Annotated in this window: 23 protein-coding genes; 18 read left to right on the top strand and 5 right to left on the bottom strand. The window is 61.3% G+C overall.

Going from position 1 to position 26,159, the window contains the following annotated elements; genetic code table 11:
- The first annotated feature begins 123 nt into the window (after window positions 1-123).
- The 7 genes from FXN63_RS14900 to yghX all read left to right on the top strand — a co-directional run bounded on the left by FXN63_RS14900 (window position 124) and on the right by yghX (window position 7,538).
- Window positions 124-903: a metal ABC transporter ATP-binding protein gene (locus FXN63_RS14900; RefSeq protein ID WP_148816030.1), complete on the top strand. Its 780-nt coding sequence runs from the start codon at window positions 124-126 to the stop codon at window positions 901-903.
- The gene (locus FXN63_RS14895) at window positions 900-1,772 is read left to right on the top strand and encodes a metal ABC transporter permease (protein WP_148816029.1); all 873 of its coding nucleotides are present in this window, start codon (window positions 900-902) and stop codon (window positions 1,770-1,772) included. Before FXN63_RS14900 ends, FXN63_RS14895 begins: the two co-directional genes overlap by 4 nt.
- A 342-nt stretch (window positions 1,773-2,114) precedes the next feature.
- Window positions 2,115-3,518: a 3-isopropylmalate dehydratase large subunit gene (gene leuC / locus FXN63_RS14890; RefSeq protein ID WP_148816028.1), complete on the top strand. Its 1,404-nt coding sequence runs from the start codon at window positions 2,115-2,117 to the stop codon at window positions 3,516-3,518.
- A gap of 15 nt (window positions 3,519-3,533) precedes the next feature.
- Window positions 3,534-4,184, top strand: a complete 651-nt coding sequence (leuD, locus tag FXN63_RS14885; RefSeq protein ID WP_148816027.1) for a 3-isopropylmalate dehydratase small subunit — start codon at window positions 3,534-3,536, stop codon at window positions 4,182-4,184.
- 27 nt (window positions 4,185-4,211) lie between these two features.
- A complete protein-coding gene (gene leuB / locus FXN63_RS14880) occupies window positions 4,212-5,285 on the top strand; it encodes a 3-isopropylmalate dehydrogenase (protein ID WP_148816026.1) in 1,074 nt (357 codons plus the stop codon).
- 72 nt (window positions 5,286-5,357) lie between these two features.
- A complete protein-coding gene (gene asd / locus FXN63_RS14875; RefSeq protein WP_148816025.1) occupies window positions 5,358-6,482 on the top strand; it encodes an aspartate-semialdehyde dehydrogenase in 1,125 nt (374 codons plus the stop codon).
- A gap of 168 nt (window positions 6,483-6,650) precedes the next feature.
- Window positions 6,651-7,538 carry a YghX family hydrolase gene (gene yghX, locus FXN63_RS14870; RefSeq protein ID WP_148816024.1) on the top strand — a complete coding sequence of 296 codons (888 nt, stop codon included), beginning with the start codon at window positions 6,651-6,653 and terminating at the stop codon, window positions 7,536-7,538.
- Window positions 7,539-7,718: 180 nt separating this feature from the next.
- Here yghX and FXN63_RS14865 read toward each other — a convergent pair whose 3' ends face one another.
- A complete protein-coding gene (locus FXN63_RS14865) occupies window positions 7,719-8,486 on the bottom strand; it encodes a FadR/GntR family transcriptional regulator (RefSeq protein ID WP_148816023.1) in 768 nt (255 codons plus the stop codon).
- Window positions 8,487-8,737: 251 nt separating this feature from the next.
- Between FXN63_RS14865 and FXN63_RS14860 the strand changes: the two genes are divergently transcribed.
- The 4 genes from FXN63_RS14860 to FXN63_RS14845 all read left to right on the top strand — a co-directional run bounded on the left by FXN63_RS14860 (window position 8,738) and on the right by FXN63_RS14845 (window position 13,676).
- Window positions 8,738-9,952 carry an ABC transporter substrate-binding protein gene (locus FXN63_RS14860; protein ID WP_148816022.1) on the top strand — a complete coding sequence of 405 codons (1,215 nt, stop codon included), beginning with the start codon at window positions 8,738-8,740 and terminating at the stop codon, window positions 9,950-9,952.
- 178 nt (window positions 9,953-10,130) lie between these two features.
- Complete coding sequence (locus tag FXN63_RS14855; protein WP_148816021.1) at window positions 10,131-11,009, top strand: branched-chain amino acid ABC transporter permease; 879 nt, start codon at window positions 10,131-10,133, stop codon at window positions 11,007-11,009.
- A 2-nt stretch (window positions 11,010-11,011) separates the two neighbouring features.
- Entirely contained in the window at window positions 11,012-12,943 is a 1,932-nt protein-coding gene (locus FXN63_RS14850; RefSeq protein ID WP_148816020.1) for a branched-chain amino acid ABC transporter ATP-binding protein/permease, read from the top strand.
- Between the two features lie 10 nt (window positions 12,944-12,953).
- Window positions 12,954-13,676: an ABC transporter ATP-binding protein gene (locus tag FXN63_RS14845; RefSeq protein WP_148816019.1), complete on the top strand. Its 723-nt coding sequence runs from the start codon at window positions 12,954-12,956 to the stop codon at window positions 13,674-13,676.
- Window positions 13,677-13,835: 159 nt separating this feature from the next.
- Here the strand turns inward: FXN63_RS14845 and FXN63_RS14840 are convergent, their stop codons facing one another.
- On the bottom strand, window positions 13,836-15,764 hold the full coding sequence (locus FXN63_RS14840; RefSeq protein WP_148816018.1) for a sensor histidine kinase: 1,929 nt from the start codon (window positions 15,762-15,764) through the stop codon (window positions 13,836-13,838).
- Between the two features lie 134 nt (window positions 15,765-15,898).
- Between FXN63_RS14840 and FXN63_RS14835 the strand changes: the two genes are divergently transcribed.
- The 7 genes from FXN63_RS14835 to accD all read left to right on the top strand — a co-directional run bounded on the left by FXN63_RS14835 (window position 15,899) and on the right by accD (window position 23,411).
- Window positions 15,899-16,579 (top strand): response regulator transcription factor, encoded by a 681-nt coding sequence (locus FXN63_RS14835; RefSeq protein ID WP_148816017.1) that lies wholly within the window; start codon window positions 15,899-15,901, stop codon window positions 16,577-16,579.
- Window positions 16,580-16,663: 84 nt separating this feature from the next.
- On the top strand, window positions 16,664-18,670 hold the full coding sequence (locus tag FXN63_RS14830; RefSeq protein WP_187394905.1) for a motility hub landmark protein FimV: 2,007 nt from the start codon (window positions 16,664-16,666) through the stop codon (window positions 18,668-18,670).
- An 8-nt stretch (window positions 18,671-18,678) separates the two neighbouring features.
- Window positions 18,679-19,485: a tRNA pseudouridine(38-40) synthase TruA gene (gene truA / locus FXN63_RS14825; RefSeq protein ID WP_148816015.1), complete on the top strand. Its 807-nt coding sequence runs from the start codon at window positions 18,679-18,681 to the stop codon at window positions 19,483-19,485.
- 76 nt (window positions 19,486-19,561) lie between these two features.
- On the top strand, window positions 19,562-20,221 hold the full coding sequence (locus FXN63_RS14820; RefSeq protein WP_148816014.1) for a phosphoribosylanthranilate isomerase: 660 nt from the start codon (window positions 19,562-19,564) through the stop codon (window positions 20,219-20,221).
- A gap of 196 nt (window positions 20,222-20,417) precedes the next feature.
- Complete coding sequence (gene trpB / locus FXN63_RS14815) at window positions 20,418-21,617, top strand: tryptophan synthase subunit beta (protein ID WP_148816013.1); 1,200 nt, start codon at window positions 20,418-20,420, stop codon at window positions 21,615-21,617.
- A gap of 13 nt (window positions 21,618-21,630) precedes the next feature.
- Complete coding sequence (gene trpA, locus FXN63_RS14810) at window positions 21,631-22,539, top strand: tryptophan synthase subunit alpha (RefSeq protein WP_148816012.1); 909 nt, start codon at window positions 21,631-21,633, stop codon at window positions 22,537-22,539.
- The gene (gene accD, locus FXN63_RS14805) at window positions 22,536-23,411 is read left to right on the top strand and encodes an acetyl-CoA carboxylase, carboxyltransferase subunit beta (RefSeq protein ID WP_148816011.1); all 876 of its coding nucleotides are present in this window, start codon (window positions 22,536-22,538) and stop codon (window positions 23,409-23,411) included. Before trpA ends, accD begins: the two co-directional genes overlap by 4 nt.
- Before the next feature lie 55 nt (window positions 23,412-23,466).
- On the opposite strand, the gene mobA is transcribed toward accD, so the two are convergent.
- The 3 genes from mobA to FXN63_RS14790 form a co-directional block, all read right to left on the bottom strand.
- Window positions 23,467-24,084, bottom strand: coding sequence for a molybdenum cofactor guanylyltransferase MobA (mobA, locus tag FXN63_RS14800; RefSeq protein WP_246164824.1), 618 nt, complete (start codon window positions 24,082-24,084; stop codon window positions 23,467-23,469).
- Window positions 24,085-24,088: 4 nt separating this feature from the next.
- A complete protein-coding gene (gene moaA, locus FXN63_RS14795) occupies window positions 24,089-25,192 on the bottom strand; it encodes a GTP 3',8-cyclase MoaA (RefSeq protein WP_425468608.1) in 1,104 nt (367 codons plus the stop codon).
- Window positions 25,193-25,332: 140 nt separating this feature from the next.
- Window positions 25,333-26,019: a 2OG-Fe(II) oxygenase gene (locus FXN63_RS14790; RefSeq protein WP_148816009.1), complete on the bottom strand. Its 687-nt coding sequence runs from the start codon at window positions 26,017-26,019 to the stop codon at window positions 25,333-25,335.
- Between the last annotated feature and the right edge of the window lie 140 nt (window positions 26,020-26,159).

Genomic DNA, 26,159 nt, shown 5'->3' with positions numbered 1-26,159 from the left:
GCTCCGGCTGCACACATGGCCTGGAGCGTGCTCTCTCTGTCGGTGTTCCAGCGCTTGTTGCTGGTGGCACCGATGCTGGTCTGCCTGTGGCTGGCTGTCGTGTGGGCGATTGCGGGCTGACCTATGCCGATCCGTCTTGAAAATCTCACCGTCGCCTATCGGCGGCATCCGGTCGTGCATCACGTCAGTGGCAGCTTTGTCCCGGGTGAACTGACCGCTATTGTTGGTCCCAACGGGGCTGGCAAAAGCTCCTTGCTGAAGTCGCTGGTCGGTCTTTTGCCGGCCTCTGATGGTCGCATCGATCTGGCGGGCTTGCGTCCGCGCGATATCGGTTATCTGCCGCAACAGTCCTCGCTTGACCGCAGTTTCCCGCTCACCGTGGGTGACGTGGTCACGCTCGGGCACTGGCATTCCTCGGGCTGGTTCCGTGGCGTCTCGCGCGAGGCGCGACTGGCTGCCGAGCGCAAGCTTGATGTCGTCGGCTTGGCGGGCTTTGCGCCGCGCAATGTCGACGAGTTGTCGATGGGGCAGTTTCAGCGCGTTCTGTTTGCGCGCTTGCTGGTTCAGGATGCGCGGGTCATCTTGCTTGATGAACCGTTCACCTCACTGGATGCCAAGACCACGGATGACTTGCTTGCCGTGGTGCAGAACTGGCGTCGCGAGCAACGCACGGTCATCGCGGTACTGCACGACATGGAACAGGTTCGCCGGCATTTCCCGCAGACACTGCTGATGGCACGTGAGTGCATCGGTTGGGGCGATACCGCTGCCGTGTTGACGCCTGCCAACTTGTTGCGTGCCAATGGCATGACGCCCACGTGGACTGGCCATGCGCCGATCTGCGATATCGACGGGCCCGATGCCGTGGCCACTGTTTCTTCCCCTATTGCCGGTCGTCCATGACGCTTTACGCGCTGCTCTGGCAGCCTTTCATTGAATTTTCGTTCATGCGCTACGCGCTGGTCGGCTGCCTGGCGCTGGCCTTCGGCTGCGCGCCCGTCGGCGTGTTCCTGGTGCTGCGACGCATGAGCCTGGTGGGCGATGCGCTCAGCCACGCGGTGCTGCCTGGTGCCGCCATCGGCTTTCTGTTGTTCGGCTTGTCGCTGACCGCGATGAGCATTGGCGGTCTGATCGCTGGCCTGGTGGTCATGCTGGGTGCCGGGCTGATCACCCGCGGCACGCAGATGCGTGAAGACGCAAGTTTTGCTGCCTTCTACCTGATCTCATTGGCTGTTGGTGTGTTGCTGGTGTCCAAATGGGGCAGCAATGTCGACCTGATGCACATTCTGTTCGGCACGGTGTTGGCCGTTGATGACCTGGCCCTGATGTTCCTGGCAAGCGTTGCCAGCATCACGCTGATTGCCTTGGCAGTGCTGTATCGCCCGTTGGTGGTCGAAAGCTTCGATACCGATTTTCTGCGTGCCATGGGCGGCGGCGGGGCGTTTGCGCACCTGGTGTTCCTGATCCTGGTGGTGCTGAACCTGGTCGCTGGCTTTCAGGCATTGGGCACCTTGATGGCCGTGGGGCTGATGATGTTGCCTGCCGCCACCGCGCGCCTGTGGGCGCGTCGCTTGCCGGGCCTGCTTGGCGTGGCGATGCTGATCGCGCTGTTCTCGGCTTATGGCGGCCTCTTGCTGTCCTATCACTTCAACCTGCCGTCCGGCCCGGCCATCGTGTTGACTGCGGGCGTGCAATACGCCGTGTCGCTCTTTTTCGGCTCGCATGGCGGCATGGTGTGGCGCTGGCTGCATCTGCGCCATTTGCGTGCCTGATCGGTGCCCGAACGCACACTTTCAGTGCTGTTAAGCGTTCGTCTCGACCGTGTGTGGTGCCGTATGGTGGCCCAGGCACGGTTGTTACGTACTGCTATGGCATAATCAAGAGCTCCATTCACGGGTGCGGTCACCCGGCATGAGCCCGGCGCGAACGTTAAGTACGCACAATTGCGAACTAGCGTGCAGGTGTTGCAGGGGAACTCTCCCAAAAGGAGACGCCCCAGCCAAGTGGTTTGCCAACACGGCTGACTGAAAAGACGGCCAACATCTTGGCACAGACGCTGCAGCGCACCCGTTGGGTCTGCCCTGACCACGCCCTCAAAAGCTCAAGCTGGAATCATGGCACAGACCCTTTACGACAAGCTCTGGGACGCACACGTCGTCCACCAGGAGCCCGACGGTACCTGTTTGCTTTACATCGACCGTCACCTGCTGCACGAGGTCACTAGCCCGCAGGCGTTCGAAGGGCTGAAGATCGCCGGCCGTGCGCCTTGGCGGATCAGTGCCAATCTGGCTGTGGCCGACCACAACGTACCGACCACCAAGCGCGCTGAAGGCATTGAAGACCCGGTGTCGCGTCTGCAGGTCGATACGCTCGACGCCAATTGCAGCAACTACGGCATCAACGAATTCCGCATGAACGATCACCGCCAGGGGATCGTGCACGTGATCGGACCGGAACAGGGCGCAACCCTGCCGGGCATGACGGTTGTCTGTGGCGACTCGCACACCAGCACGCACGGTGCATTCGGTGCACTGGCCTTTGGTATTGGTACCTCTGAAGTCGAGCACACGCTTGCCACGCAAACGCTGCTGACCAAGAAGTCCAAGAACATGCTGGTGAAGATCGAAGGCGATCTGCCGGCCGGCGTCACCGCCAAGGATCTGGTCCTGCACGTGATCGGCGTGATCGGCACGGCAGGCGGAAATGGCAGCGCCATCGAATTCGCAGGCAGCGCCGTGCGAGGCCTGTCGATCGAAGGCCGCATGACCGTCAGCAATATGGCGATTGAAGCGGGTGCTCGTTCCGGCATCATCGCCGTCGACGACAAAACCATCGAGTATTTCCGCGGTCGCCCGTTCGCGCCCACCGGCGTGCTGTGGGATCAGGCCGTTGCCTACTGGCGCACGCTGGTCAGCGATCCGGGTGCGCAATTCGATCGCGTGGTCGAAATCAACGCCCGCGATATCAGCCCCCAAGTCAGCTGGGGCACCTCGCCCGAAATGGTCCTGCCGGTCACCGGTCGTGTGCCGGATCCGGAACGCGAAAAAGATGAAGTGCGCCGCTCCGGCATGGAACGCGCGCTGGAATACATGGGCCTGCAGCCCAACATGGCGATCACTGATATCCGTATCGACAAGGTGTTCATCGGTTCCTGCACCAACTCGCGCATCGAAGATTTGCGCGCGGCAGCTGCCGTGGTGCGTGGCAAGCGTGTGGCGTCGAACGTGCGTCTGGCCATGGTCGTGCCGGGTTCCGGTCTGGTGAAGGCGCAGGCCGAACGCGAAGGTCTGGACAAGATTTTCGTGGCATCGGGCTTCGAGTGGCGTGATCCCGGCTGTTCGATGTGCCTGGCCATGAACGCCGACCGGCTGGAGCCGGGCGAGCGCTGTGCATCCACGTCCAACCGCAACTTCGAAGGTCGGCAAGGGCAGGGCGGTCGCACGCACCTGGTCAGCCCCGCCATGGCCGCTGCGGCTGCCGTGGCTGGTCACTTCGTCGACGTGCGCAACTTCCGCTGATCCCCAGGAGCCATCATGCAATCGTTTACCGTCCATGACGGGTTGGTCGCCCCGCTCGATCGCGAAAACGTCGACACCGACCTGATCATCCCCAAGCAATTCCTGAAGTCGATCAAGCGCACGGGCTTCGGCCCGAACCTGTTCGATGAACTGCGCTACAAAGACCACGGTGAACCCGGCATGGACAACAGCCGCCGTCCGCTGAACCCGGACTTCGTGCTGAACCAGCCGCGTTACCAAGGTGCGTCGGTGTTGTTGGCGCGCAAGAATTTCGGCTGTGGATCGAGCCGCGAACACGCGCCCTGGGCACTGGACCAGTACGGTTTCCGTGCTGTGATTGCGCCGTCGTTTGCCGACATCTTCTTCAATAACTGCTACAAGAACGGCTTGCTGCCGATCGTGTTGTCGGAATTGGAAATCTCGCGCCTGTTCGACGAAGTGCGTGCTTTTGTCGGTTATCGCCTGCGTATCGATCTGGAACGTCAGGTCGTGATCCCGGCAGACGGCCGTGAACTGTCCTTCGATATCACTGGCCACCGCAAGTACTGTATGGTCAACGGTTTCGACGAAATCGGCCTGACGCTGCGCAATTCGGACAAGATCCGCAATTTCGAAGCAGAGCGCCTGGCGCGCCATCCGTGGCTCGACGCCCGTCCCATCCTGTAAAGTCTTCCTTCTTTCTTACGCTATCCCATGACCCAAAAGATCGCAGTACTTCCCGGCGACGGTATCGGCCCCGAGATCATCGAACAGGCCGTCCGTGTGCTGACCGCGCTGGGCGAATCTTTCGAGATCGACCAGGCACCGGTTGGCGGTGCCGCCTATGAAGCCGCCGGCCACCCGCTGCCGCCCGAAACGCTGGCGCTTGCGCAAGCGTCCGACGCCGTGCTGTTCGGTGCCGTCGGTGACTGGAAGTACGACTCGCTCGAACGCCGTCTGCGTCCCGAGCAGGCGATCCTGGGTCTGCGTCAGTCGCTGAAGCTGTTCGCCAACCTGCGTCCGGCCATTCTGTACCCGGAACTGGCGAACGCATCGTCGCTCAAGCCCGAGATCGTGTCGGGCCTGGACATCATGATCATCCGTGAACTCACGGGTGACATCTATTTCGGTCAGCCGCGTGGTGTTCGCACCTCGCCGGACGGCCCGTTCGCTGGCGAGCGCGAAGGCTTCGACACCATGCGTTATGCGGAATCCGAGATCCGCCGCATCGCGCGTGTCGGTTTCGAGACCGCTCGCAAGCGCAGCCGCAAGCTGTGCAGCGTGGACAAGGCCAACGTGCTGGAAACCTTCCAGTTCTGGAAGGACATCGTCACCGAAGTCGGCAAGGAATACCCCGACGTCGAACTCACGCACATGTACGTCGACAACGCCGCCATGCAACTGGCACGCGCACCCAAGCAGTTCGACGTGATTGTTACCGGCAACATGTTCGGCGACATTCTGTCGGACCTGGCGGCCATGCTGACCGGTTCGATCGGCATGCTGCCTTCGGCTGCGTTGAACGACGGTGGCCAGGGCCTGTACGAGCCCAGCCACGGCTCGGCCCCCGACATTGCAGGCAAGGACATTGCAAACCCGCTGGCGACCATTCTGTCGGCCGCGATGATGCTGCGTTACTCGCTGAACAAACCGGCGCAAGCCGACCGTATTGAAGCCGCTGTGAAAAAAGTGCTGTCGCAAGGTCTGCGCACGGCCGATATTTTCGAGACCGGCACCACTAAGATCGGTACCGCCGCCATGGGCGATGCGGTGCTGAAAGCCCTGTAAGTCAGTTCGGCGTGTCGCGCTTTCCCGGTGCGAGCCGCGCCGGGAAAAATCCGCGATAACAAAGGAATGGAAATGAAAGCTGTCGGTCTGGTTGGCTGGCGTGGCATGGTCGGTTCGGTCCTCATGCAACGCATGCGCGATGAAGGTGACTTCGCGTTGATCGAGCCGGTGTTCTTCTCTACCAGCAATGCTGGTGGCGCTGCACCGTCGTGGGCACCGGGCGCAGGCCCGCTGCAAAACGCGTACGACATCGACGCGCTGCGCAAATTGCCGATCATCATCACCGCACAAGGTGGCGACTACACCAACGAGGTGTATCCGAAGCTGCGCGGCGGCGGTTGGGACGGCATCTGGATCGACGCGGCCAGCGCGCTGCGCATGAAAGATGACGCCGTGATCGTGCTCGACCCGGTCAACCGTGCCGTGATCGACGCTTCCCTGGCCAAGGGCGGCAAGGATTTCATCGGCGGCAACTGCACCGTCAGCTGCATGTTGATGGGCCTGGGCGGCTTGTTCCAGCACGACCTGGTCGAATGGATGACCACCCAGACCTACCAGGCAGCATCTGGCGGCGGCGCGCAGCACATGCGTGAACTGCTGACCCAGTTCGGCCTGCTGAATGCGGAAGTGAAGGGCCTGCTCGACAACCCCGCATCTGCCATTCTGGACATCGACCGCCAGATTCTCGGCAAGCAGCAAAGCGGTACGCTGCCGACCGAGCACTTCGGCGTGCCGCTGGCGGGCAACCTGATTCCCTGGATCGACAAGGATCTGGGCGACGGCATGTCCAAGGAAGAGTGGAAGGGCCAGGCCGAAACGAACAAGATCCTGGGTCGCGGTGACGGCGCTTCGCCCATCATCCCAATCGACGGTCTGTGCATCCGTATCGGTGCCATGCGCTGCCACAGCCAGGCATTGACCATCAAGCTGAAGAAAGACGTGCCGCTTGATGAGATCGAAGACATGCTGCGCAATAACAACCCGTGGGCCAAGGTTGTGCCGAACACGCGCGAAGCGTCGGTGCGTGACCTGACCCCGGTGGCTACCACCGGCACGCTGAACATCCCGGTGGGCCGTTTGCGCAAGCTGTCGATGGGCCCGGACTACCTCAGCGCGTTCACCGTGGGTGACCAGCTGCTGTGGGGTGCCGCTGAACCGCTGCGTCGCATGCTGCGCATCGTGTTGGGCGAGCTGTAATTTCCAGCCGTTTCCCGCACTGAAGAAACCGACCCTCGTGGTCGGTTTTTTTTCGCCGATTTTCTTTCCCTGCTTTATGCTCGTTCTGACTTTCACCTGCCGGTTGTCTGAGCAAGCCGCCTGCTTGGCGACGCCCTGCAGTTCATGGTGTGCATCGAAGGAGAACGTATGGCCCGCCTTACCGCCAAAGATTTCGACCCTGCGATTCTTGAACTCTACGACTACTACGTGCATGGAAAGATCAGCCGTCGCGACTTTCTCGACCGTGCCGGCAAGCTGGCCCTGGGCGGCCTGACCGCCACGGCCGTGCTTGCGTCCCTGATGCCCGACTACGCGATGGCACAGCAGATTTCCTTCACCGACCCGGACATCACCGCCAGCTATATCACCTATCCCTCGCCCAAGGGGCACGGCACGGTGCGTGGTTACCTGGTTCGGCCCGCGAAGGCCACCGGCCCCTTGCCGGGCGTGGTGGTGGTCCACGAAAATCGAGGCTTGAACCCCTACATCGAAGACGTTGCGCGTCGCGTTGCCAAGGCGGGCTTCATTGCGCTGGCACCAGACGGCCTGAGTTCAGTGGGCGGTTATCCGGGCAACGACGAGAAGGGCAGGGAGCTGCAAGCCAAGATCGACCCCGAAAAATTGATGAACGACTTCTTTGCCGCCATCGAATACCTGATGCTGCCTGCGCAGACCAATGGCAAGGTCGGCATCACGGGCTTTTGTTACGGTGGGGGCGTGTCGAACGCAGCCGCGGTTGCCTATCCTGAGCTGGCAGCGTCAGTGCCGTTCTACGGACGCCAACCCAAGGCGGAAGACGTTGCCCGGATCAAGGCACCATTGCTGATCCACTACGGCGAACTGGACGAAGGCATCAACAAGGGCTGGCCGGCCTATGAAGCCGCGCTGAAGGCCGCTGGCAAGACCTATGAGGCCTACATCTACCCTGGCGTGAACCACGGCTTCCACAACGATTCCACGCCGCGTTACGACGAGGCGGCCGCCAAGCTTGCGTGGGATCGAACCATCGCGTGGTTCAGGAAATACCTGGGCTGATCTTGGTCGAAAAGCCTTGCGGCAAGCAGGCCGTCAGCGCAAGCCTGACGGCCTTTTTTTATCGACAGTAAAAATTGCATTTTTCGACTACCTTGCCTAACTGCATATATTTTGCAGTGGAAAATAATCGTTCTTCTGTTAATTGCTGAATCACCATTGGTCAGAAAAAGGCCGAAAATATTATCCATATAGTTTTTTTACATAAGCCAGGTGCACATCGGACGCGGCACGCGCAGCGGTCGGGTCTCGACGCAATATCGCGACAAACAAGGCCTCGTGCTGACTTTGCAATTCACGCTCGGCTTCGGTGTCGTAATTCATATGCCGATGCGTGATCTGCATCGATTCCAGAATCAGATTGTGCATGCCGTGCATCACGTGGATCAGTGCCACGTTGTGGGTAGCCTCGGCAATCGCAAAATGAAAATCCAAATCAAAATGCACCAATTCGGGGCCTGATGATTGCGTAGTCGATTGGACAGTCGCGCGCTGAAGCGCATCGAATGCCAGGCGAATGCGCGCATGGTCGGCAGCCGTTGCGCGTTCGGCTGCATATACGGTGGCCACCGTTTCAAGCGCCAGCCGAACTTCCAGAATGTCCATGCTCCGGTCGGGATCGGCTGCCAGCAGGCCCGCCAGCGGCGATGCCACGGTCGCGGCGCTCAGGTCGCACACCCGAATGCCGTCGCGCCCACCCATGCGCAGATAGCCCTCAGAGGCCATGCGCCCCAAGGCTTCGCGCAAGGATGTGCGTGATACCTGCAACTGGGCTGCGAGCGTTCGTTCGGTGGGCAGTTTATCGCCCGGCCCGAGTTCACCGCTGGCAATTCGTTGCTTGATCCGCTGCACGATCAGGTCGGGCAATCGTTGTGGCGAAAACGGGGGCAGGGGGGCAAAAGGCTGGGTGGCCGGTGCCGAAAGTGGTCTGGAAAGTCGGGTAAACGACATGATGAATATGCGGATGTCGCGTAAATAGATCGCTGGCGAGGGTAACTCCCATTATCGGCTCCCCGATAAGCCGTTGACGCTGATCCGGCCGACCCCCTATATTTTTTTCGTCTGGACCAATCATATCAATCGACGGTGTTTCATCACCGCTTCCCGTGATTTTCCGTGACCGTTGCGATCCGTTCTGACGATATCGCGCACGCCGCTCGTCCACGCAATTCGAACTACAAACACCCAAGCGGAGACACGCAATGCAAATTCGACTGAAAACCCTTGCCGGCGCAATTGCGCTCACCCTGGCTGGTGCAAGCGCTGCATATGCCGCCGACCCGATCAAGATAGGTGTGATCGGGCCGTTCACCGGCGGGTCTTCGTCGATGGGCGTAAGCATGCGGGATGGTGTGCGCCTGGCTGCCGAAGAGGTCAACAAGGCTGGTGGTGTGCTTGGTCGCCAGCTGCAACTGGTCGAGCGCGACGACGAAGCCAAGAACGAACGCGGCGTGCAGATCGCGCAAGAGCTGATCAATCGCGAGCAGGTCACTGCTGCGGTGGGCTACATCAACACGGGTGTGGCACTGGCCTCGCAACGTTTCTTCCAGGAAGCCAAGATTCCGGTGTTCAACAACGTGGCAACCGGTAGCGTGATTACGCACCAGTTCAAGGCCCCGGAACACCCCAACAGCTATGTATTCCGCAACGCTGCCCACGACTCGATCCAGGCCCCGATGATCGTTGAAGAAGCGATCACCCGCCGTGGTTTCAAGAAGGTCGCGATTCTGGCTGACTCCACCAACTACGGCCAGCTCGGCCGCGAGGATCTGGAAAAAGCGCTGACTGCCAAGGGCATCACTGCCGTAGCCGTGGAAAAATTCAACATCAAGGACGTCGACATGACGGCCCAGTTGTTGAAAGCCAAGACTGCCGGCGCAGAAGCCGTGCTGACCTATGGCATCGGTCCCGAACTGGCACAGATCGCCAACGGCATGGCCAAGCTTGGCTGGAAGGTGCCAATCATCGGCAGCTGGACCTTGTCGATGGCCAACTACATCGACAATGCCCGTGCCAACGGTGACGGCGCGCGCATGCCGCAGACCTTCATCCAGGAACCGAACACGCCCAAGCGCAAGGCGTTCATCGATTCCTACCTCGCCACCTTCAAGCCCAAGAACGATCGCATCGACTCACCGGTGTCGGCTGCCCAGGGCTACGACTCGATCCTGCTGCTGGCCGCCGCCATCAAGCAGGCCAACTCGACCGATGGCGAGAAAATTCGTCAGGCGCTTGAAAACCTGCAGACCAAGGTCGAAGGCGTCGTGACCACCTACGACAAGCCGTTCAGCGCCACCGACCACGACGCCATCACCGCCAACATTCCGGTGTTCGGTGAGGTCAAGGGCGGCAAGGTGGTCTACGCCTACCCGGATGACCAGAAGAATCCGGTCCGCGCCAAGACCGCCAGCAAATAACTTTCGCAACACCACGACACGCGCCAGGTAGGGAAAACTGCCTGGCGCAGTTTTTTGTCTCCGAGTTATCCCAAGACAAAAGCACCCCTCGGCCGGCGACGTCATCACGAAGCCACACGCTCGGGGGAATTTCTGTGCGCAGTCAGTTAGGCCGGTTCGGCATCTCTAGGAATCACAGATGGAAATCCTGACGCAGCTGATATTCAGCGGGATTGCGCTGGGCATGATCTACGCGGTCATTGCCTTTGGCTACCAGCTCACATTTGCCACATCCGGCACCCTTAACTTCGGCCAGGGCGATGCCTTGATGCTGGGCGCGCTGGTTGGCCTCACGCTGGTCGATCGGCTTGGCCTGAACTACTGGTTGATGATTCCGCTGGTGTGTGTGTTCGGCTTCCTGCAAGGCGCGTTCGTCGAGCGCATTGCGGTGCGCCCCGCCATCAAGACCAAGTCGGAATTCGGCTGGATCATGTCCACCATTGCGCTGGGCATCATCTTCAAGAACGTGGCCGAGAACGTCTGGGGTCGTGACGACCTGACCTTCCCGTCGCCCTTGCCCGAAGCACCGTTGAAGGTGCTGGGTGCCAACGTGCTGCCGATGGAAATCCTGGTGGTTGGCGGTGCGATTGCGCTGATGCTGGCCGTCGAATTGTTCAACCGCAAGACCATCTACGGCAAGGCCGTGGTCGCCACATCGAACGACCGTGACGCAGCTGGCCTGATGGGTATCAACGCGGGCATCGTCATCACGTTCTCGTACGGCCTGTCGTCCTTGACCGCAGCCTTTGCCGGCGTGCTGATCGCGCCGCTTACGCTGACCGGCGCAACCATGGGCGCGGTGCTGGGCCTGAAGGCATTCGCCGTCGCGATCATTGGTGGCCTGTCGAGCGGCATGGGCGTGGTGGTCGGGGGCGTGATCCTGGGCGTGGCCGAGACCACGACCGGCTTCTATCTGTCTACCGGGTACAAGGACGTACCCGGACTCGTACTGCTGCTGCTGGTGCTCGCAGTGAAACCAGCCGGCCTGTTCGGCAAGACCGCGATCAAAAAGGTATGACGATGACTCCTGTACGTATCACTGCGGTAGTGCTCGGGCTGGGGGCGCTGGCGGCGTTCCCGCTGGTGGCTGGCAACGCCTATTACATCCACCTGGCCGAAACCATCATGATCTATTCGATCCTGTTGTTCGGTCTTGATATCGTGGTCGGCTACACCGGGCAAGTCTCGCTCGGCCATGCCGGCCTGTTCGGCATCGGCTCGTATACGGCCGGTGTGCTGTTCTTTCACCTGGGTGCACCCTTCTGGGTCACCCTGCCTGCGGCGGTGCTCCTGACGGCCGCATTCGGGGCCATTCTGGCTTTGCCAGCCTTAAGGGTGACCGGGCCATACCTGGCCATGGTGACGTTGGCCTTCGGTACGATCATCCAGATCCTGATCAACGAAATGACCTTCATGACCGAAGGGCCGCTGGGCATCAAGATCCCCAAGCCCTCGATCGGTGGTCACGTTCTGAACAAGCAGGAGTACTTCTGGCTGGTGGCGGTGCTGCTGGTGATCAGCCTGATCGTGGTGCACCGCATCCTGCGTTCGCATCTTGGCCGTGCCTTCCAGGCCTTGCGTGACAGCTCGATCGCGTCTGATTGCATGGGCGTATCGGTATATCGCTACAAGGTTTACGCCTTCGTGATCAGCGCTGGTTTCGCCGGCTTGTCGGGTGCGCTGTATGCGTATTCCGAGCAGTACATCTCGCCCAACACCTATAACTTCGAACTGACCATTCTGTTCCTGCTGGCCATCATCATGGGCGGTCGCAAGACCCGCACCGGAGCCTTGCTGGGCGCAGCGATCATCGTGATCCTGCCCAAGCTGCTGGACGACATCGCGCTGTTCCGCATCATTGCGCTGACATTGGCGATTCTGGTGACGGGCGGCGCGGCGGTTGCGCTGGCTCGGGGGGCGACCACCGTTCAACGCGTGGCCGTGCCCGTGGTCGGCACGATTCTGTTGACGGTGCTGGCCTACTGGCTGAAGGGCATGACCGACTGGCGTCTGTCGATCTTCGGTCTGCTGATCCTGTTTGTCGTGTACTACCTGCCTGATGGCATTGTCGGTTTCGTGCGCAATCTGTTGATGCCACGCCGCAGCGCCAAGCCCACTGCGCTCAGCTCGTCGATCAATGCCGTGGCGCAAGACGACGCCATCAGCGTGGCCGCACGTTCGGGTGGCGAAGAGCTGCTGCGCGTGAAGGGTGCGCTGATGCAGTTCGGTGGCCTGCGTGCCCTGAACGAGGTCGATCTGACCGTGCGTCGCGGCACCATTCACGGCCTGATCGGGCCGAACGGCTCGGGCAAGAGCACGATGCTGAACGTGCTGACCGGCATTTATGTGCCCACGGCTGGAGCAATCGAATTCGTGGGCAAGTCGGTGGTGGGTCTGCCGCCTGCCGACATTGCCTCGGCCGGTATCGCACGGACCTTCCAGAATGTGCAGCTGTTCGGTGAAATGACGGCGCTGGAAAACGTGCTGGTGGGTCTGCACCACACCTTCGACAGCAACCTGGCCGAGGTCGCCATCAAGGGGCCGCGTTGGAAGCGCGAAGAGCGCGCAGCACGTGCCCGTGCGCTTGGCTTGCTGAACTTTGTCGGGCTGGGCGACCTGGCCGACGAAGAGGCGCGCAACCTGCCTTATGGCAAGCAGCGCCTGCTGGAAATCGCGCGTGCGCTGGCGCTCGACCCGATGCTGTTGCTGCTTGATGAGCCGGCTGCCGGCTTGACCGCACCCGACATCAAGGAACTGCTGGCCATCATCCGCAAGGTGCGCGATCACGGTATTACGCTGATCCTGATCGAACACCACATGGACGTGGTGATGAGCACCTGCGACACGGTGTCGGTGCTCGACTTCGGCCAGAAAATCGCCGAAGGCTTGCCCGCCGAGATCCAGTCCAACGAAAAAGTCATTACCGCCTACCTCGGCGGCGCGACGGTATAGGAACGATCAGATGCTTTCGATTCGACAACTCGAAGCCGGTTACGGCAAGGTCAAGGTGCTTCACGGCATCGATATCGACGTGCCCAAAGGCAAGGTGGTCACGCTGATCGGTTCCAACGGCGCTGGCAAGACGACAACCATGCGTGCGATTTCCGGCATGATCCAGGCCACCGCAGGCCAGATCACGCTGGGGGACAAGCGCATCGAACAATTGCCGCCGCATCGCATTGCGCGTCTGGGCCTGGCGCACTCGCCGGAAGGGCGGCGGGTGTTTGCCACGCTGTCCGTGGTCGACAACCTGCGTCTGGGGGCCTTCCCGCGCTACACGGGCAGCCGCCCGCGTGGCGACATCGAGGCAGACTTGGAGCGTGCCATGGACTTGTTCCCGCGTCTGCAGGAACGCCGGCTGCAATTGGCCGGGACCTTGTCTGGTGGCGAGCAGCAAATGCTTGCCATGGCCCGCGCCGTGATGCTCAACCCTGAACTGGTCTTGCTTGATGAGCCGTCAATGGGCTTGGCACCGATTCTGGTGGAAGAAGTGTTCCGCATCATTGCGCGCTTGAAGGAGCAGGGCGTCACGATGTTGCTGGTGGAGCAGTTTGCGGCGGCGGCGTTGAATGTTGCCGATTACGCTTACGTGCTGGAGAACGGGCATATCTCGGTGCACGGGCCGGCAGAGCAGTTGAAAACCGATCCGGCCGTCAAGGCTGCGTATCTGGGCGGTTCGCACTGAGCGAGTCGCTGTGAGGCAGGCAGGCGATTGCGCAATGCGTCGCCTGGCTTGCTGAACGTGCGATGTCGATTCGCATGGCACGTTTGGCAAGGCAAACGTCAGCAGACCAACTTTCGACACCAAACTTCAGCACCGAGCCTCAGCACCAAGTCCCATCAATCAAACTTCAGGTATTTCCCGCTTCGGCAGCCACACCCGGAATTCTGTGCCCTTGCCAAGTTCGCTGAAGACCTTGATCTCGCCACCGTGCTGCCGAACGATGCGCTGGCACAGATAAAGCCCCAATCCCGCGCCCGGATGGCGTTGCGCCGAACGACCACGGAAGAAGCGCTGGAACAGGCGCGGCAATTCGTCGGGCGGGATGCCTTCACCTTGATCGACGATGGACACTTCCAGCGCATCGGGCTGGCGACCGCTTACGCGCAGAATCACGGGCTGGTCGATACGCGAATGGCGTCGCGCGTTTTCCAGCAGATTGGTCATCAGAATGCGCAGCGAATCCGGGTCACAGGCGAAGTTCGGATCGAGTGAATCGATTTCCAGTTTCACTTCGGGGCCGTTGGTAGTGTCCAGATCCAGCAGCACACCGCTTAGCAGCTGGGTCAGGTCACAGATACGCATGGATGGCGGCTCGTTCCGATCTTCCAGGCGTTCTGCCGACAGATAGGTGTTCATCAGCACGCTGAGTCGTTGCGCAGCACGCTGGATTTTTGCGTAACGCGGCACCCGGCTGTCGTTTTCTTCGCGCGTGCTGTAAATCAGGTTCTGAACCGTCAGATCAATAATGGCCAGCGGCGAGCGGAACTCGTGCGACACCATGGCCATGAATTCCCGCTGCTCGCGATGCGCATGGCGTTCGGCCAAGGCGCGCAGATCGGCTTCCAGCGCTGCTGCCTGGGCCTGATCCTTATCGCGCCGCAGTTGGTCGTAGCGCCAGAAAATCGCGATGCTCATCATCAGGATGTGCAGCGTGATACCTAAGTAGATTCCGTTTTCGCTCAGGGTGTTGATCGGCGTCAAACCCAGGTCGCGCAGGAAACGCAGTGCCATCCCGATGTGCAGCACACTGAATGCCGCCAGGTACAACCAGGCCGATGGGTTGTGGTGCAGGGCACGCACGATGGCGATGGCGGTCAGCACTGTCATGGTTGCCAGCAAGCCGACTTCCAGCGTCACCATGGCCAGCAGGGTCATGTCCATCAGGCCGGCAATCAGCCCGATGGCGGTAATCAGACAGGTCGCGCCCATCATGACCATCGCCGAGCGCGGTGCAGCCTTGCGAACGCCAAGAATCTGAATGCCGAACAACATGCCTGTTATCAACGCCCCGGCCAAAGGAATGATCATGGCGACATTACACAGCGGCAAGTCAGGCAACAACTGTCGTTGCAAGTAGCCTGAACTCAACACGGCCCCGGCAGCACCGAAGGTCAGATAAAGCAGATACAGGCCGCTGACCACTTCACGTGTCCAGTACCAGAACAACAGATAACAGAGCAGGGTAAGTGCGTAGAAACCAAAGAACGCTCCAAAGCCCAGCGCCTCCTGGATGGCCAGGGCGGAAAATGCCGTGGGCTCCATCAGCTGAATGCTGGTGGACAGCGAATTGCGAGAATTCAGCCGCACATAAATCGTCTGCGTTTCGTTGGCGGGCAGATCTACTGCAAAAGCGGGGCGGCGAGAAACAATCTCGTGGGCACCGAAGGGCAGATTAATGCCACCGCGCCGTTCCTGATACGAACCATCGCTGGCGGGAACGTATACATGGATCAGGTCGAGCAAAGGTTGGTCGAATACCAGCCACCACGTTGGAGGCGCGTGCAGATGGCGATAGACGTTGAGTCGCAGCCAGACCGTGGAAGAGGTGAAGCCCAGCTGCAGGCTTTGCTGGTCTGAAAATGCCGTCGGCGCAAGACGCATGATGTCTTGCAGGGTTAATTCATGCGAGGAATCAACCAATACCCCGACGTTGTCATCGCTGACGTAGTGAGTGTTTGATGAGCCAATATCAATGATTGGCGCTGCGCTTATTCCGCCTGCAAGCAGGCAGAAGAATACGGCGGCGAGTACGCGCAGTGAAAGCGGCATGGGTGGGCGGGGGGCAGCGATACATCAAGGGTAAAGCATTTTCCCATCCATGCACACAATGTCAGAATTCGTCAGTCCGCTACGCAACGCGTCCCGTAGCATCGAAAAGCGATTTCTCAGCCGCAGGATATCCCATGGCCCATTTATTATTGTTGGAAGACGAAGCAGAGCTGCGTGAGGAATTGGTCGATTTTCTAGTCGCTCAGGGCCATGTCGTCAGCGAGGCGGGAAATATTCAGGCGTTTCAGAACCGTATTGCCGATCCACGCACGCCCGTCGATATTGCCATCATCGACCGTGGCCTGCCCGACGGCGATGGCCTGGACCTGGTGGCGTCGTTGCGCCGGCAGCGCGCAGACATCGGCTTGGTCATGTTTACGGCGCGCACGACCAGTCACGACAAGGTGCTGGGTTTCAGTCTGGGTGCCGACCATTACCTGACCAAACCGGTTCGGCTCGATGAGCTTGCCGCCGTGGTCAATGCCTTGCAACGCCGCCTGCCTGCCCCGAGCAGCTGGCGTCTGCGAATCGGTGCGCATCGCCTGACGCTTCCCAGCGGTATCGATGTCGCCCTGACCAGCCTGGAATTCGTATTTCTGAAAACCCTGGCCGAAGGGCAGGGGCAGCCAGTGTCGCGCAAGCGCATCGTTGCGGCATTCGGCGATGATTATCTGACCTATGACCAACGTCGCCTGGACTCGATGGTTCGACGTCTGCGTCAGAAAGTCATGCATGAAACCTCAGTTGTGCTGCCTGTCAATACCTATCACGGCGTGGGTTACGGTTTCACTGCAGAGCTGACAATCGAGCCCTGAGGCGCGCCAGGCTTACGTCTTCGCTTGCTCAGCTATGAGCCCGATGTTATGTTCGGCCGATTAGAAGAAATACGGGGAAGCGGCGTGCTTCGCGATTCATTTGGGTTGGACCGGGCCGAGACCACGGCGTCGGAGCGGGTGCGCAAAGCTGCACTGGTGGTATTGGCAGCGGGTGGGATATTGACGGCTTCGGCCGGCCAGGCGGCAAGCCTGGGACGATTGACGGTGTTGTCGGGCTCGGGGGAGCCGCTACGCGCCCAGATCGAAGTGACTGCGGTGCAGCCTGGCGAGGCCGAGTCCTTGCGTGCTGCGCTTGCGCCTGCCGAGATCTATCGTCAGACCCAACTCGATCATCCTGATTTCCTGTCCTCGGTGCGTGTCGCGCTGGCGGACTTGCCCGACGGCCGCAAGGTGGTCCGGGTCAGCTCCGATGCGCCCATCGAGGCACGTGTCGTTGACCTGCTGGTCGACTTGAACTGGGCAAGCGGCCGGTTCATTCGACAGTATTCCTTCTTCGTCGATCCCCCGGCACCGCTGCGCGGCGCGACCACCACGTCCGAGATTCGTGTGGCGCGCGGCGATACGCTCAGCGGTGTTGCGCAACGCATCGGTTATACCGGTGCCAGCCTTGAACAGATTCTGGTGGCCTTGCAACAGGCCAATCCGTCGGCCTTCGACAGTGGCAATGTGAACCGCTTGCGCGCCGGGTCCACCTTGCGTGTCCCCGATGCAGAAACCGTTCGCAGCATCGACCAGGCTGCCGCACGCCGCAACCTGGCCACCCAGCAAGCCGAATTCGAACGCCTGCGTGCCGGACGTAGCGGCGCGACCGCGCGTCGTGGCGGCACTGCGGCCACGCCGCAACAGGCATCGGGCACGATCTCTGCCACGACCTCCGACAAGGCTGCCCCGGCCCCTGATGAGCGTGATCGTCTGCGCCTGTCTGCCGCCGGCCCGGCTGCTGCCGGCACGGGCGGAAGTGGCAACAACGTGCGCGCGGCGCAAGACGTCGCAGATCGGTCTGCGGAAGAACTCGCGTCCAAGGACAAGGCGCTGCAAGAGGCACAATCGCGCGTCACGGAACTTGAGCGCAATGTTGCAGATATGCAGCGTTTGCTGACCGTGCAAAGCGCAGCCTTGGCGGAAGCCGAAGCCCGTGCAAGTGCGGCATCGGCCGCGGCCTTGGCTGCCCCTGCCGGTCCGGCAGTGACAGCGCCCGCTGCACCGGCACCCGCCGCCCCGGTTGCTGCACAAACAGTCGCGCCAGTTGCGCCTGGTGAGACGCCTGTCGGTGATGGCACGGCCAAGCCCGAGACCACCACGCCTGCAGCCGATGCCAATGCATCGGAATCTGGTCTGCAAGCCTTTGCCACGCCCCAACGCATTGGCATCGCGCTGGTGACGGTGCTGTTCCTGTTGCTGCTGGCCTTGCTGATCGCACGCCGTCGACGTGAAAAGCGTCTGAGCGCGCTGGCTGCTGGTGCCGCATTGGCAACCTCGGCAGCTGCGCCGGCGTGGGCTGAACCGGCAGCACCGGTACGTGCGACGGAAGTCGATGAAGAAGAATTGGCTGCGCATGCCGAGGAAGTCGCGCCGCCGGTTCGCCCGGTCGACTTCGGCTTCAACCTCGACCTGGACAAGCCCGTGCCGGCCGAGGCGGTTGCGCGTAATGCCGCTGTTGAGCCCGATGAAGATGACGAGCCGCCGCGCTTGTTGAAGAGCTCGGCCGACGTGCCCGAACTCGTGGTACCCGAGCCGGCACCGGTTGCGCCGCTTGTACCACCGGCTGTGCCGCCAGTTGTGCCGTCGGCACCCATCACGCCGCCGCGCGCAGAGCCGGCAATCGAGTGGCCGCAGACTGAACCCGAGCCTGCCCGTCCGGCAACCGCTGCGTTCGCGCCGTTGGTCACGCCCGACCCCGCCGTCGGCGTGGACCTGACGGAAGACAATGCGTCCAAGCTGGAGCTGGCCGACGCCTATCTTGAAATCGGCGACAAGGAAGGTGCCCGCGAGCTGCTCGAAGACGTCATCAAGGGCGGCACCGCTGCCCAACAGGAACGTGCTCGCGAGACCCTGGCGTCGTTGCGGTAACACGGTAGATGAGTGATGTGGTTCAGCCCAGGATCGCGCTGGGCGTAAGTTACGACGGAAGCGCCTGGCAGGGCTGGCAGAAGCAGCCCCACGGCCTGACGGTGCAGGACACGCTGGAAGCCGCGCTCGCCCGCTTTGCCGGGCAGCCGGTGCCCACCGTATGTGCGGGGCGCACCGACACCGGTGTGCACGCCGCCATGCAGGTGATTCATCTGGATGCCCCCGTATTGCGTGCCGACACGGCCTGGGTGCGCGGCGTGAACGCGCATCTGCCACCCAGCATTGCCATTCGCTGGGCGCGAGAAGTATCCCCCGATTTCCATGCACGCTTTTCAGCGCGTGCGCGCTCCTACGTCTACCTGCTGTTGGAAGATCAGGTGCGCTCGCCCTTGTGGGCGGGCAAGGCGGGATGGAGTTTCTATCCGCTTGACGTTGAAGCCATGCAGCAGGCAGCAGGGTATTTGCTGGGCGAGCACGACTTCAGCAGTTTCCGCGCGTCGCAGTGCCAGGCCAAGTCGCCCGTGCGCACCTTGCACCGCCTGGACATCACGCGTCGCGGGCGCTTTGTGGTGTTCTCTTTCACCGCCAACGCGTTCTTGCATCACATGGTGCGCAACTTTGTGGGTGCCTTGACCTACGTTGGTCGCGGTCGTGAATCTGTCCAATGGATGGCAGACGTGCTGGCAGCCCGTGATCGGCGCAAGGGGGCACCTACCTTTGCACCCGACGGCCTGTATCTGACTGGGGTGGATTACCCCGCCGAGTTCGACTTGCCGCTGCATGATGCCAGCGATGAGATCCGGTTCGGAGTCTGAACCGCCGTATGCATGATCGGAGGTGGTGTGCGGCGATCAACGGCGTGTACACCGCTCTCCACGTTATCATCCTGTCATGACCCGAACCCGTATCAAGATCTGCGGCCTGACCCGCGAAGAAGACATCGACGCTGTTGTCGAGGCTGGTGCCGATGCAATCGGCATGGTGTTTTACCCGCCCAGCCCACGTGCACTCAGCGTTGCGCGCGCGGCCGAGTTGCGTAAACGCATTCCGCCGTTTGTCGATCTGGTGGCCTTGTTCGTCAACGCCAGCAAGGAAGAAATCGACGCAGTACGCGGTGAGGTCGGGCCGGAGTTGCTGCAATTCCATGGCGATGAGTTGGAAGAAGACTGCGCACGCTATGGCCACCGGTACCTGCGGGCCTTCCGAGTTGGTGGTCCGGGCCTCGATACTGCCGCAGGTTTGTTAGAATCATGCGAAGCTTATGGCTCCGCCGCCGGTTGGCTGTTCGACAGCCACTCAGACGGATACGGCGGTAGCGGGAGAACATTCGATTGGTCACTGGTCAGCAGCGCAAGCGCTCGTCCGGTCGTTTTGTCTGGTGGGTTGCATGCCTCAAATGTGGCGCAAGCGATCCAGGCGATACGTCCGGCGGCGGTCGACGTCAGTAGCGGCGTGGAATCTGCCCGCGGCATCAAGTCCGCGGAACGGATACGCGAGTTCGTGACTGAAGTCAGGCTGGCCGACGACAAGCTGCGCCAGGCGCAGACGTGATGGCAGGGCTGGCGGTCGCCACAGGCTGACCGCGCCACGCGCCAACGGTGTTTGACCACCTGGGGACATGCCCCAAAAAGTGGACCACCCAAGGCGCGATTGCCGGGTCTTCGGACTTGCAGGACGTTCGGCAGTGTGCCGATGCCTGCGGTCCCCAAGACACCTTCGAATCCCCCATTTTCGAGTCTTCAATTCCATGAGCACTTACGACTTTCCGGATACGCGCGGTCACTTTGGTCCCTATGGTGGCGTCTTCGTTGCCGAGACCTTGATGCAGGCCATCGATGAACTGCGCGAGACCTACGCCAAGTATCAGCACGACCCCGATTTCGTCGCTGAATACAACTACGAGCTCAAGCACTTCGTGGGCCGCCCCAGCCCCGTCTACCACGCCAAGCGCTGGTCCGAAAAGCTGGGCGGTGCGCAGATCTGGTTGAAGCGTGAAGACCTGAATCACACCGGTGCGCACAAGGTCAATAACTGCATCGGCCAGGCATTGCTGGCAAAACGCATGGGCAAGCGCCGCGTGATCGCGGAAACCGGTGCCGGCCAGCACGGCGTGGCCACGGCCACGGTCGCGGCGCGCTACGGCATGGAATGCGTGGTCTACATGGGCAGCGAAGACGTGCGTCGTCAAGCCGCCAACGTGTATCGCATGAAGCTGCTGGGTGCCACTGTGGTGCCGGTTGAATCGGGTTCGCGCACGCTGAAAGACGCCTTGAACGAAGCCATGCGTGACTGGGTCACCAACGTGGAATCGACCTTCTACATCATCGGCACCGTGGCAGGCCCGCATCCGTATCCGATGATGGTCCGCGACTTCCAGACGGTCATTGGCAACGAGTGCATCGAACAGATGCCTGAAGCTGCCGGCCGTCAGCCCGATGCGATAATCGCAGCGGTGGGTGGTGGCTCGAACGCGATGGGCATCTTCCACCCCTACATCCCCTTCGATGCCGTCAAGCTGATCGGCGTGGAAGCGGCTGGCGACGGTCTGGATACCGGTCGTCACTCGGCGTCCCTGACGCTGGGTCGTGCAGGTGTCTTGCATGGCAACCGTACCTACGTGCTGCAAGACGAAGACGGCCAAGTGATCGAGACCCATTCGGTGTCTGCGGGTCTGGACTATCCCGGCGTCGGCCCCGAGCACGCATGGTTGAAGGACAGCGCGCGCGCTGAGTACGTCACGGTGACCGACGAAGAAGCGCTGGCCGCTTTCCATGATTGCTGCCGCCTTGAAGGCATCATTCCGGCGCTTGAGTCCTCGCACGCCATTGCGCACGCTGTGCGTCTGGCACCCACCATGTCGCCGGACCAGATTCTGCTGGTCAATCTGTCCGGCCGTGGCGACAAGGACATGCATACCGTCGGCGAACGTTCCGGCATCACTTTCTAAGGAGATGTCGATCATGACCGCGACTTCGTTCTCATCTGCTTCTGCCTCGTCTGCCAAGTCCACCCGCATTGCCGACGCTTTCGCGCGTCGCGCGGAAAAGGGCACGCCGGCCTTGGTTCCCTACATCACTACGGGTGACCCGTCGCCCGAAAGCACCGTGCCGGTGATGCACGCACTGGTCGAGGCCGGCGCGGACATCATCGAACTCGGTGTTCCGTTCTCCGACCCGATGGCCGATGGCCCGGTGATTCAGCGCGCCAGCGAACGTGCCGTGGCGCGCAAAGTGGGTCTGCGCAAGGTCTTGGACCTGGTGCGTGAATTCCGCCAGACCGATACGCAAACGCCGGTGGTCTTGATGGGGTACGCCAACCCCATCGAGCGCATGGGTCAGGAAGCCTTTGTGCGCCAGGCAGTCGATGCTGGCGTCGATGGAGTGCTGGTGGTTGATTACCCGCCGGAAGAGTCGGTGGAATTCGGCGCGCTGCTCGATCAGCACGGTTTGGCGCCGATTTTCCTGCTCGCACCCACTTCCACTGAGGCCCGCATCAAGTCCGTCGGTGAAGTGGCGCGAGGCTACGTGTATTACGTCTCGCTCAAGGGCGTGACGGGGGCCGGCAACCTGGACACGACTGAAGTTGCCCGCCGTCTTGACGACATTCGTCAACATATCTCTTTGCCGGTTGGCGTGGGCTTTGGCATCCGTGATGCTGCCAGTGCCCAGGCTGTCGGCAGCACTGCTGATGCGGTGGTAATTGGCACGCGCCTCATCCAGGAAATTGAAACCGCCGTGAAAGATGCGCCGGAAGCCGACTGGCCGGCGCTTGCTTCGCGCGCAGCGGGCGCGTGGTTGCGTACAATCCGCCACGCGCTCGATGCGTTGCCGCCGCGCAGCGCACCCAATGAAACAAGGAAATCCGCATGAGCTGGATCGATAAGCTGCTTCCCCCACGGATCAAGACCTCCGACAGTGCCGCACGCCGGGTACCCGAAGGCCTGTGGGTCAAATGCCCGTCCTGCGAGACCGTGCTGTATAGCGACGACCTCGCCAAGAACCTTCAGGTCTGCCCGAAGTGCGACCACCACATGCGCATTGGCGCGCGCGAGCGCATCGATTCCTTGCTGGACGCCGAAGGCCGCTACGAGATCGGCGTGGGCACGCTGCCGATCGACAGCCTGAAGTTCAGGGACTCGAAAAAGTACCCGGACCGTCTGCAAGATGCCATGGCGCAAACCGGTGAGACCGATGCCCTGGTCGCCATGGGCGGCTCGATTCTGGCCATTCCTGTGGTGGTTGCCTGCTTTGAATTCGAATTCATGGGCGGCTCCATGGGCTCGGTGGTGGGCGAGCGCTTTGCGCGTGGTGCCCAGCAGGCGCTGGATCAGAAAGTACCCTTCATCTGCGTGACGGCTTCGGGCGGCGCGCGTATGCAGGAAGGCTTGCTGTCGCTGATGCAAATGGCCAAGACCAACGCCATGCTGACTCGTCTGGCGGCCAACAAGCTGCCTTTCATCAGCGTGTTGACCGATCCGACCATGGGTGGTGTGTCGGCCAGCTTCGCCTTCATGGGCGACGTGGTGATCGTTGAGCCGAAGGCCTTGGTCGGCTTTGCCGGCCCACGTGTGATCGAGCAGACCGTGCGCGAAAAGTTGCCGGAAGGCTTCCAGCGCGCCGAGTTCCTGCTGGAAAAGGGTGCTATCGACATGATCGTCGACCGTCGCAAGATGCGTGAGGAAATTGCGCACCTGCTGGCGATCTTGACGAATCAGCCGGCGGAAGTGATTTCGGCTGTTTGATCTCAGGCAGTCGGTAGGGAAGAGGGGGTTGGACTTTCAAAGGTCCAGCCCCTTTTTATTTCTGAGCCGAACTCAGCGCGGCGAGTTCTTCGTGTGTGTTCACGTTGATGAACGCGTCTTTGCCGTCGCTGAAGTCTGCGTAGGCATGTGGCAGGTCGGCATACCAGCCATCGGCCCGCCTGCGCCCGGTGGCAATGTAGGCGCGCAGTGCGGGCAGGCTGTCTATGTGGATCAACGCAAAGACTGGGTGCACGCGGTCGCCGTGGTGGGCAATGGCGACGTGGCATTGCTGGTTGGCAGCCGCCGTTGCCAGTCGCTCGATCAGGTTGGCAGGCAGGCAAGGCGCGTCGCAGGGAACCGTTGCCAGCCAGGGCAGGGCGGGGGCTTGTGATGCGAGGGCTGTCAATGCGGCTTCAATGCCCGCCAGCGGGCCAGGGTAGTCGGCAATGTTGTCTGGCAGCACCTGGCTGCTCCACGCGCGGTATTGGTCGTGATGGCGGTTGGCGCTGATCAGCACCGTGGCCACCTGGGCGGCCAGTCGTTCATGCACATGGGCAACCAAAGGGCGGCCATGCAAGTCCTGCAAGCCCTTGTCCACGCCACCCATGCGCGAGCCTTGTCCACCCGCCAGAATCAGGCCCGCAATATCGTGGGTAGGGATCGGTGAACGCACGTGCTCAACCGCCGATATAACTCATCTCGATCTTGTTGGCGCGCTGGGTGTCGGCGCTGCGGCGCTCTGAGTAGTTGTCATTGCGTTGCTGCCAGATGCCCGCCATGGCGGTAGCCAAGGTCGTGTCATCTGCGCCGTTGCGCAACAAGGTCTTCAGGTCATAGCCCTGATCTGCGAACAGGCACAGGTAGAGCTTGCCGTCGGTTGACAGCCGTGCGCGCGTACAGGTGCCGCAGAAAGCCTGCGTCACGCTTGAAATGACGCCGATTTCACCGCTGCCGTCGGTGTAGCGCCAGCGTTCGGCAACCTCGCCTGAATAGGCAGCTGCAACCGGCACCAGTGGCGCAATCTCACTCAACTGTTCGATCAGCGTGCGCGAAGGCACCACTTCATTCAGGTTCCAGCCGTTGGATGCGCCAACGTCCATATATTCGATGAAGCGAAGAATGTGGCCGCTGCCCCGGAAATACCGGGCCATCGGCAAGACCTGGTCGTCATTGACGCCACGTTTGACGACCATGTTCACCTTGACGGGCCCCAGACCCGCCTCCGCAGCGGCATCAATGCCGCGCAGAACTTCCGAGACCGGAAAGTCCACATCGTTCATCGCCCGGAACACCTTGTCGTCCAAGGCATCCAGGCTGACCGTGACCCGATTCAGGCCAGCGGCCGCCAAGCCGCGTGCTTTGCGGGCCAGCAAGGATGCGTTGGTAGTCAGTGTCAGGTCCAGGGGCTTGCCTGCAGGTGTGCGGATCTTGGCAAGCAATTCGATCAGAGATTCCACCTGACGGCGCAACAGTGGCTCGCCACCCGTCAGGCGCAGCTTTTCCGTGCCGTGCTGCGCGAACACCGTGGACAGCCGGGCAATTTCCTCGAAGCTGAGCAAAGACCCATGCGGCAGGTAAGCATAGTCCTTGTCGAACACTTCCTTGGGCATGCAGTACACGCAGCGAAAGTTGCAGCGATCGGTCACGGATATGCGCAGGTCGCGCAATGCCCGTGCACGCCGGTCCAGCAGCACTTCGCCCGGTACGGGCGGGCGTGCAGGGGCAGGCAGCTTGCCATGCAAGCTGCGCGCGTCGACGAGCGGGATGATCCTGTCGGTCAAGAGTGGTCCGTGCAAAGGCGGTAAGAAAAGAAGCAGTCCGGCAACGTGTCTGGCTGCCTGGCATGACCAGGAAAACCACCAACCACAAGCCATGCCGTGCTGGGGCTTCTCAGCAGACTTTGTTCCGCCATGCCTTCAGTTTACGCGTAGCGCCTGACACGCAGCCATTTTGTGGCAATCCACTTTTCTCCGGCGGTAACTGGCGCGCCTGCATGCAAGGTAAGGCTTGCTGGCGTGGCTTGTGGGTAGGCAAAAAATACCGCGTTTCCCTGTATGGGGGCGACATCAAGCCCGATCTGCGGGAAAGTCGTGGCACCCCCTGAGATGGGGCTTTGCAGGTAGATAATCAAGGTGCCGATGCGCTGGCCACCGGCAGCGGTGTGCGTAGCGGTCCCTGCGTCCTGTGCATCGAAAAAGTCATAGTGCGGCTGATATTCCGCGCCGGGGCCATAGCGCAAGACCTGAAGCCCTTCGCCACGTTCGAGCGGCCAGCGCAGCAGGCCAGCAATCCGCCTTTCCAACTTGTCGATCAGCGGTGTCTCGCCCAGGGTGAAGAACATGCCGTCGCTGGTACGGGATTCGTGCGAGACGGCCGTGCCGCCGCTGCGGTCCACCGTGCGCGAGCGCGCCAGACGTGGCTGGGCCGACGCAATCAGCGCCTCACATTCTTCGCGGGTAAATAGGTTGCCGAATACCGTCAATGCGGGTTCAGCGAGCGTGGCCAGCACAGAAACGACGTGGCCATCGATGGAAATCTGGGTAGGTGCACCAGACAGGTCCGGTCCGGGGGACGCGGCACCATTGGTGTCATCAAACGTATGGGTCATGGTGGAAGCGGCAGGCAACAGAATGCCATGCGTAAAACATCATGAACGTCATGATCAAACCCGGGCGATCACTGATCGCCCGGTAGGTCGGCTTGCGGGTAGCTGGTTCGACTGAAGCAACTACTCCAGCAACTACTCCA

Source organism: Pigmentiphaga aceris (assembly GCF_008119665.1).
Taxonomy (GTDB): Bacteria; Pseudomonadota; Gammaproteobacteria; order Burkholderiales; family Burkholderiaceae_B; genus Pigmentiphaga; species Pigmentiphaga aceris.
Note: the sequence above shows the minus strand (reverse complement) of the source record. Positions and strands in the feature narration are given on the sequence as shown.